Origin of the sequence: Streptomyces sp. URMC 129 (assembly GCF_051386415.1) — a bacterium.
Lineage (GTDB): Bacteria > Actinomycetota > Actinomycetes > Streptomycetales > Streptomycetaceae > Streptomyces.
This window is the reverse complement of record NZ_JBPQTQ010000188.1, coordinates 1-8,302: the sequence shown is the minus strand read 5'-3', so window position 1 is coordinate 8,302 and position 8,302 is coordinate 1. Positions and strand designations below refer to the sequence as shown.

Here is an 8,302-nt window from a genome sequence, read left to right as displayed (position 1 = left end):
GCGGGGGTCGTGGGGCTCATCGGGGGTGCCGGGGCCGGGGTCGCGCACGCGCGGACCGTGGAGCCGGTGATCGGTGCCGCCACCGGGGAGCGGCTGCACGTCGTCTCGTTCAACATCCGGTACGACGCCAACGCCGCGCCCGGCACGGCCGACTCCTGGACCGACCGGCGGCCGGTGCTCGCGGAGCTGCTGGAGATCGAGCGGCCGACCGTGCTGGGGACGCAGGAGGCGCTCTACCACCAGGTCCGGCAGGTGGCCGCCGACCTGCCGCGGCACTACGACTGGATCGGGCTGGGCCGCGAGGGCGGCGGGCGGGGCGAGTTCATGGCCGTGTACTTCGACACCCGCCGCGTCGAGCCGCTGGACTTCGACCACTTCTGGCTGTCGGACACCCCGAACGTCATCGGGTCGGCGACCTGGGGCAACACCGTGATCCGCATGACGACGTGGGTGCGGTTCCGGGACCTGCGCACCGGCCGGGAGTTCGTCCACGTCAACACCCACCTCGACCACCGCTCCGAGACCTCGCGGCAGCGCAGCGCCGCCCTGATCCGGGAACGGATCGCCGGGTTCGACCCGGACCTGCCCGTCGTGCTGACCGGCGACTTCAACACCCCCGCCGAGACCTCCGAGTCCTACCGCATCCTCACCGGCGGCGACGGCAGCGGCGACGGCGGCCTGGCCGACACGTGGCTCACCGGGCACCAGGTCACCCCGGCGTGGGGGACGTTCCCCAACTACCGTGACCCAGTGCCCGGTGGCACGCGCATCGACTGGATCCTCGCCAACCGGCACGTCGAGGTGCTGAAGGCGGCCATCAACACCTTCCGCCTCGACGGCCGTTGGCCCTCGGACCACACCCCGGTCCAGGCACTCGTCCGCCTGGTGTGAGACGGGCGGGCCGGGGGGACGCCCTACGACGCCCTACTCGGCCGCGATGGCGCGCAGCACGTCCAGCCCCGCCGCCCGGCGCGCCGGGCGCCAACCCGCCAGCGCGCCGGCCAGCACCCCGGCCAGCGCCACGACCGCGAGTTGTGCCACCGGAACGGTGAACGCGCCGGTCCCGGCCGAGTCGGTCGCCCTGACGAGCGCCCAGCCCAGGAAGCCGCCCAGCAGCATCCCGCCGACCGTGCCGAACGTCGCCACCAGCACCGACTCCCAGCGCACCATCCCCCGCGACTGCCGCCGCGTCTGCCCGACGGCCCGCAACAGGCCCAGCTCGCGGGTGCGTTCGTGCACGGCCAGGGTCAGGGTGTTGGCGATGCCGAACAGGGCGATGAGGACGGCCAGTCCGAGCAGCGCGTAGACGAGGGACAGCATCATGTCGACCCCGGCGGCGGACGACGCGGCGAACTCGTCGCGCGTCTGCACCTCCGGGTTGCCGTACGCGGCCACGGCCGCCGCCACCGCCGCCTCGCCCCGCTCCTGGTCCACCCCGTCCGCGAACGTCACCGCCACCAGCGTGTCGGTGTCCTGCGTCCGGTGCGGCGCCCAGCCGTCGCGCGTGAGGACGAAGTCCCCGGCGATGTCGTCCCGTTCGAAGATCGCGCGGACGGTGAACGTCACCCGCTCCCCGTCCGGGAACGTCAACACGGCGGCGCTGCCCAGCTCCCAGCCACGGACCTCGGCCCCGTCCGCCGAGACCGCCAGATCCGTCGCACCCATGCCGTTCAACTCGCCTTCCACCAAGCCGAGTTCAAGAACCGAGCCCATCACGGCCGGGTCGGTCACGGTCAGCCGCACACCTTCCCCGCCGGTCTCCGCGACGCCGGAACCGAGGCCGAGAGCGGTCTCCACCTCGGGCAACGCGGCCACGGCCGGGGCGATCCGGGGGCTGATGGCCGCGCTGTCGGGCCCGAACCCGGGTGCCCGTACCGCGACATCACCCGCGAAGGCGCGCGCGACCGTCTCGTCCATCGACGTCTTCAGTGAGGCGCCGAAAACGGTGAAGAGGGACACCACGGTCACGCCGATCATCAGCGCGGTCGCGGTGGCGGCCGTGCGCTTCGGACTGCGCAGCGCGTTCCGCCGCGCCAGGCGCGCGGTCAGCCCGCGCAGCGGCCCGCCCAGCAGCCGCACCGCCTGCGTGGCGGCGACCGGCCCCAGAACCACGAACGCCGCCGACGTGACCACCGCGCCCGACACCGTCAGCGTCACCGAAGGCCCCGACGACGCGCCGAACACGGTCAGCGCGACGCCGGCCGCCGCCAGCGCGGCCCCCGCGCCCGTCCGGGCGCGCGAGGCGCCGGACGCGTCCACGGCCGTCTCGCGCAGCGCGGCCAGCGGCGCCGTCCGCCCGGCCCGCACGGCGGGCAGCAGCGCCGAACCGACGCACACCACGAGCCCGACCGCGAACGGCAGCGCCACCGACATGCCGGAGATCACCACGTCGCCGTCCGGGAAGGGGAATCCGACCGCCGGGAACAGGGCGCGCAACCCGGCCGCGATCCCGATCCCGCCGACCAGCCCGGCCAGCGACGCGACCGCGCCGACCGCCACCGCCTCCACCAGCGTCTGCCCGAGCACCTGCCGCCGCGAGGCGCCCAGCGCGCGCAGCAGCGCGTTCTCCCGGGTGCGCTGGGCGACGACGATCGCGAACGTGTTGTGGATGCTGAACGTGGCCACCAGCAGCGCCACGCCCGCGAAGCCGGTCAGGCCCGTGGTGAAGCCGGTGAGGAACTGCCCGGAGACCGCGTCCAGGTTCTCCTCGGTGACCGCGTCGCCCGTCGACGCCTCGACGCCGTCCGGCAGTACGGCCCGCAGCGCCGCGACCAGCTCCTCCTGCCCGGTGCCCGGCGCGGCCCGCACCTGGATGCTCTCCGCGAGCCCCGGCTCGGCGGTGAGGTAGCGCTCGGCGTCGGCCCTGGTCAGCCCGGCGAAGGTGTTCTCCCCCATGCCGTCCTCGCCGCCGAACGTCACGATGCCGACGACCGTCACCGGCACCGGGTCGGGAACGAGCAGCGTGGTCCGGTCGCCCACCTCCAGGCCGCCGTCCTCGGCGGCGCCCCGGTTGATCACGATCTCGCCGGGCGCCCCCGGCGCGCGGCCCGCCACGAGGGCGTAGGGGTTCAGTTCCGGGTCCTCGATCCAGTTCCCCGCCTCGGTGGGCGGGCCGTCACCGCCGATCGGCTCCCCGTCCTGATCGGTGACGCGGCCGAAGCCCGTGATGGTGGGCTGCGCGGCGGCCACCCCGGGCACGTCCGCGATCAGCTCCAGCAGGGACGTGTCCACGGGGTCCCGGACCGCCTGCGCGTCGTCCTCGACCGTGAGCGAGGCGGCGTTGCGGATCACGGCGTCGGTGCCGCTCGTCGCGTTGCCGAACATCGTGTCGAACGCGGCGCGCAGCGTGTCGCCCATCACCAGCGTGCCGCTGAGGAACGCCACGCCCAGCAGGACGGCGATGAACGTGCCCGCGAAGCGGCGCTTGTGTGCGCGCAGCGAGGCCCGGCCGAGGCGGAGACCGGCGCGGGCGCCCCCGGCGGTGCCCCGCGCGGCGCTGCCTCGCGCGGCGCTCATGACCGCCGCCCGAGCGTGTCGAACGCCTTCATGCGGTCCAGGACGCGGTCGGCGGTCGGCTCCGCCATGCGGTCGACGAGCCGGCCGTCGGCCAGGAAGACCACCTCGTCGGCGTGCGCGGCGGCGACCGGGTCGTGGGTGACCATGACGACCGTCCGGCCCATGTCGCGGACCGTCCGCCCCAGCAGCCGCAGCACCTCCGCGCCCGCCCGCGAGTCGAGGTTGCCGGTCGGCTCGTCCGCGAAGACGACGTCCGGCTTCCCGGCGAACGCGCGGGCCACCGCCACCCGCTGCTGCTGCCCGCCGGACAGTTCGGAGGGCCGGTGGTGCAGCCGGTCCCGCAGCCCGACCACGTCGATCAGCGCGTCGATCAGCGCGTCGATCCACTCCTCGTCGCCGCGCGCCCCCGCCAGGTCCAACGGGAGCGTGATGTTCTCCGCGACGGTCAGGGTCGGCAGCAGGTTGAACGCCTGGAAGACGAAGCCGATGCGGTCGCGGCGCAGCAGCGTGAGCCTGCGGTCGTCCAGGCCGGTCAGCTCCCGGTCACCGATGAACGCGTGGCCGGACGTCAGCGTGTCCAGCCCGGCCGCGCAGTGCATCAGCGTGGACTTGCCGGAGCCGGAGGGGCCCATGATCGCGGTGAAACGGGCCGCCGGGAACGCGACGCTGACGCCGTCGAGCGCGCGGACCTCCGTGCCGCCGGTGCCGTAGACCTTCACGGCGTCGGCGACGCGGGCGGCGGCGGCCGTGTCGGGCACCGGGGCGGCCCGGTGGGGGTGTGCCGGAGAGATGTTCATGGCAGGCGCGACTCCTCGCTCGGTCGGGTGGCGTCGATCCCGGCCGGACGGGAAGGGATCGCCGGCTCCGAGCGTCGCGTTCCCGGCGCCGCGCGGCGTCGTACCGGCAGCGGCACCTGTCCTGCTCCCCCGGCGTACGGGGACGCCCGCCGCGCGTCTCCGGCTACTCCCGGCGGCGTAGGCGCGGTGTCGCCGGACGGACGACGACGACGGCCTGATGATGACCGGCCGTCGTCGCCGCCGGGGCGTTCGGGGGCCTACGGAGCCGGGCGGAACGTCCGCAGGCGCAGGCTGTTGCTCACGACGAACACCGAGCTGAGGGCCATGGCGGCGCCGGCCAGCATGGGGTTGAGCAGGCCGCTCGCCGCCAGCGGGAGGGCGGCGACGTTGTAGGCGAAGGCCCAGAACAGGTTGCTCCTGATGGTGGTCAGGGTGCGGCGGGCCAGGCGGATGGCGTCGGCCACGGCGGTGAGGTCGCCGCGCACCAGCGTCAGGTCGGCCGCCTCGATGGCCACGTCGGTGCCGGTGCCGATGGCCAGGCCGAGGTCGGCGGTGGCCAGGGCCGCCGCGTCGTTCACGCCGTCGCCCACCATGGCCACGGTCCTGCCCTCCGCCTGGAGGCGGCGGATCGTCGCGGCCTTGTCCTGCGGCATGACCTCGGCTATCACCTCGTCGATGCCGACCTGCCGGGCCACGGAACCGGCCACGGTGCGGTTGTCGCCCGTCAGCAGGATCGGGGTCAGGCCCAGGCCGCGCAGCCGGGCGACGGCCTCGGCGGAGGTGGGCTTGACGGTGTCCGCGACGGTGAGGATGCCGCGCGCCGCGCCGTCCCAGGCCACGGCCACGGCGGTGTGGCCCTCGGACTCCGCGTCGGCCAGGGCCGTTTCCAGCTCGGCGGGCAGCGCGATCGCCCAGTCCGCCAGCAGGCGCGGGCGGCCGACCAGGATGGCGTGGCCCTCGGCCTGGCCCTGCACGCCGAGCCCTTCGAGGTTGGTGAAGTCCTCCGGCGGCGGCAGCGAGCCGCCGGTCCTGTCGCTGACGGTCCCCTCGGCGACGGTCGTCTCCGCGGCGGTCGTCTCCGCGGCGGTGGCGGCAGCGGTGGCGATGGCCCGGGCGATGGGGTGCTCGGAGGCGTTCTCCAGGATCCCGGCGAGCCGCAGCACCTGATCCGGGTCCTCCCCCTCGGCCGCGCGCACGGCCTGGAGGGTCATACGGCCGGTGGTGACGGTCCCGGTCTTGTCCAGGACGACGGTGGTGACGCGGCGCGTGGACTCCAGGACCTCCGGGCCCTTGATGAGGATGCCGAGCTGGGCGCCGCGCCCGGTGCCGACGAGCAGCGCGGTGGGCGTGGCCAGGCCCAGGGCGCAGGGGCAGGCGATGATCAGCACCGCGACCGCCGCCGTGAACGCGGCCCCGGCGCCCGCGCCGTTGCCCAGCCAGAAGCCCAACGTCCCGACGGCGAGGGCGATCACGATGGGCACGAAGACGGCGGAGACCCGGTCGGCCAGGCGCTGCACGGCCGCCTTGCCGTTCTGCGCCTCCTCCACCAGGCGGGCCATCTGGGCGAGTTGGGTGTCGGCGCCGACGCGGGTGGCACGCACCACCAGCCGGCCGCCCGCGTTGATCGTCGCGCCGGTCACCGTGTCCCCGGGGCGGACCTCGACGGGCACGGACTCGCCGGTCAGCATCGAGGCGTCCACGGCGGAGGAACCCTCGGTCACCACACCGTCGGTGGCGATCTTCTCCCCGGGCCGGACCACGAACCGGTCCCCGACGACGAGGCGTTCGACCGGAACGCGCTCCTCGCGCCCGTCCGCGCGCAGCACCGCCACGTCCCGCGCGCCCAGTTCGAGCAGCGCCCGCAGCGCCGAGCCCGCCCGGCGCTTCGCCCGCGCCTCGAAGTACCGCCCGGCGAGGAGGAACGTCGTGACGCCGGCCGCCGCTTCGAGATAGATGTTGCCCGAGCCGTCCGTGCGTTCCACCGTCAGCTCGAACGGGTGCGTCATGCCCGCGACCCCGGCCGTTCCCCACAGCAGGGCGTAGAGCGACCAGCCGAGCGCGGCCAGCGTGCCCATCGACACGAGCGTGTCCATGGTCGAGGAGCCGTGTCTGAGGTTCGTCCAGGCCGCCTTGTGGAACGGCCACGCGCCCCAGACGACCACCGGCCAGGCGAGGGCGAGGGATATCCACTGCCAGTTGGTGAACTGCCAGGCCGGGACCATCGCCAGCGCGATCACCGGCACGGTCAGCACGGCGGAGAGCGTCAGCCGGTCGCGCAGCCCGCGCAGCCGCTCCTCGTCCGGGTCGGCCGCCCCGTCCGCCCGGTCCGCCTGGTCCGGCGGGGCCTGGGGGCGGGGCGGCTCGGCGGTGTAACCGGCGGCCTCCACCTGGCTGACCAGCTCCTCGACGGTGACGCCGGGGGCGAAGGTGACCTTGGCCTTCTCGGTGGCGTAGTTGACCGTGGCGGTCACGCCCGCCATCCGGTTCAGCTTCTTCTCGATCCGCGCGGCGCAGGAGGCGCAGGTCATCCCGCCGATGACAAGCTCGATCTGCTCGCCGCCGCCGGTCCTGTCGGTGGGGTCGGTGGACACGCTCATCGCTCTACTCCTTGATGTGAAGGATACGGGGGAGGGGTACTTCGGTGCTCAGTGGGCGTGCCCGCCGTGCCCGTCCCCGGTGGGCGCGGCGACGCCCTCGGTCGCTTCGACGGTGAACTCGGCGGTGCGGACCGTGCCGTCGTGCCGGAAGTCCAGGTACAGGCGGTACGCGCCCGCGCTCGGGGCCTGGGCGTGGAAGGTGATGCCGGGCCCGGCCGGGGTCTCGCCGTCGCCGGGCGCGCCCTCCGGGTGGACATGCAGGTAGGCGAGGTCCTCGGCGCGCAGCGCGACCAGGTGACCGTAGGCCCCGAGATACGGCTCCAGGTCGGTGACCGGGCGGCCGTCCCTGCTGACGGACAGGGTGAGCTCGCTCTCGGCACCCGCCGCCAGGTCGCCGTCCAGGGTCACCGTGTAGCCGTCGACCGTCGCCGTGCGCTCGGGCGCCGGCAGCGGCTCGGGCTCGTACGGGCCGGTGGCGGACACGTCCGCGGCGAGGGTGAGGGCGCCGTCCGGGTCGCCGGACGGCACGAAGTCGGCGAAGACGCGGTACTCGCCCGCCGTCTCCAGCGTCAGCGGCACGGACCAGGTGCCGTCGTCGCCGAGGGTGGGGTGCAGGTGCTGGTACCCGGCGAGGTCGTGGCGGACGACGATCAGGTGCAGGTCCTTGCCGTGGGCCCGCTCGTACTCGGTGAGCGGGGCGCCGTCCGGGCCGAGCACGCGGAAGCGGAAGTCGGCCGGCTCGCCGGGCGCCAGCGACTCGGCGTCCGGGGCGAGGGTGTATCCGCGGTGGGTGGCGGCGGTGGCGGCGGCGGACTGGTGCTGCTCCGCGCCGCTTCCCGCCCCGTGCCCGTGGTCCTCGTGCTCCGTGCCGTTCCCGGCGTCCCGGCCGTCTCCGTCGTCCGGGTCGTCCTGGTCGTTTCCGTGGCCGTCGTGTCCGGCGGGCTCCGGGTCGGAACCGATCGGGCCGACCAGGCTGCCGACGCCGAACGCGACGCCGAACGCGACGCCGAACGTCAGGGCGAGGCCCGCCCCGAAGGCGCCGATCTTGGTCGTGGCGTTCATCGTTCGCTCTCCTTCCGCTGTCCGCGTGCTCGCTGTCTGTCCGGGGCGCCGCTCAGTGGCAGCCGCCGCCTCCGCAGCAGCCCGACGCCTCGGCGGCGGTGCCGGGCGTGGGGACGACCTCGTACCCGGCCTCCTCGACGGCGGCGGCCACGGCCGCGTCGTCCAGCGGCGCCTCGCTGCTGACCGTGACCCGGCCGGTCTTCAGGTCGACGTCCACGCCGCCGACGCCGGGGATCTTGCCGATCTCGGCCGTCACGGAGCCGACGCAGTGGCCGCAGGTCATGCCGGTGACGGTGTAGGTGGCGACGGTGGCGGGGGCGGGGGCGGAAG

General features: G+C 74.8%; 6 protein-coding genes. 1 reads left to right on the top strand and 5 read right to left on the bottom strand.

Going from position 1 to position 8,302, the window contains the following annotated elements:
- The first annotated feature begins 9 nt into the window (after positions 1 to 9).
- On the top strand, positions 10 to 891 hold the full coding sequence (locus ACSNOC_RS26075) for an endonuclease/exonuclease/phosphatase family protein (RefSeq protein ID WP_436750027.1): 882 nt from the start codon (positions 10 to 12) through the stop codon (positions 889 to 891).
- A 33-nt stretch (positions 892 to 924) separates the two neighbouring features.
- On the opposite strand, the gene ACSNOC_RS26070 is transcribed toward ACSNOC_RS26075, so the two are convergent.
- The 5 genes from ACSNOC_RS26070 to ACSNOC_RS26050 all read right to left on the bottom strand — a co-directional run.
- A complete protein-coding gene (locus tag ACSNOC_RS26070; RefSeq protein ID WP_436750026.1) occupies positions 925 to 3,516 on the bottom strand; it encodes an ABC transporter permease in 2,592 nt (863 codons plus the stop codon).
- The gene (locus ACSNOC_RS26065) at positions 3,513 to 4,313 is read right to left on the bottom strand and encodes an ABC transporter ATP-binding protein (protein WP_436750025.1); all 801 of its coding nucleotides are present in this window, start codon (positions 4,311 to 4,313) and stop codon (positions 3,513 to 3,515) included. Before ACSNOC_RS26065 ends, ACSNOC_RS26070 begins: the two co-directional genes overlap by 4 nt.
- 257 nt (positions 4,314 to 4,570) lie before the next feature.
- Positions 4,571 to 6,910, bottom strand: a complete 2,340-nt coding sequence (locus ACSNOC_RS26060; protein ID WP_436750024.1) for a heavy metal translocating P-type ATPase — start codon at positions 6,908 to 6,910, stop codon at positions 4,571 to 4,573.
- 48 nt (positions 6,911 to 6,958) lie between these two features.
- The gene (locus ACSNOC_RS26055) at positions 6,959 to 7,972 is read right to left on the bottom strand and encodes a hypothetical protein (protein WP_436750023.1); all 1,014 of its coding nucleotides are present in this window, start codon (positions 7,970 to 7,972) and stop codon (positions 6,959 to 6,961) included.
- Between the two features lie 52 nt (positions 7,973 to 8,024).
- A partial coding sequence (locus ACSNOC_RS26050; protein ID WP_436750022.1) for a heavy-metal-associated domain-containing protein occupies positions 8,025 to 8,302 on the bottom strand: 278 nt, incomplete at its 5' end.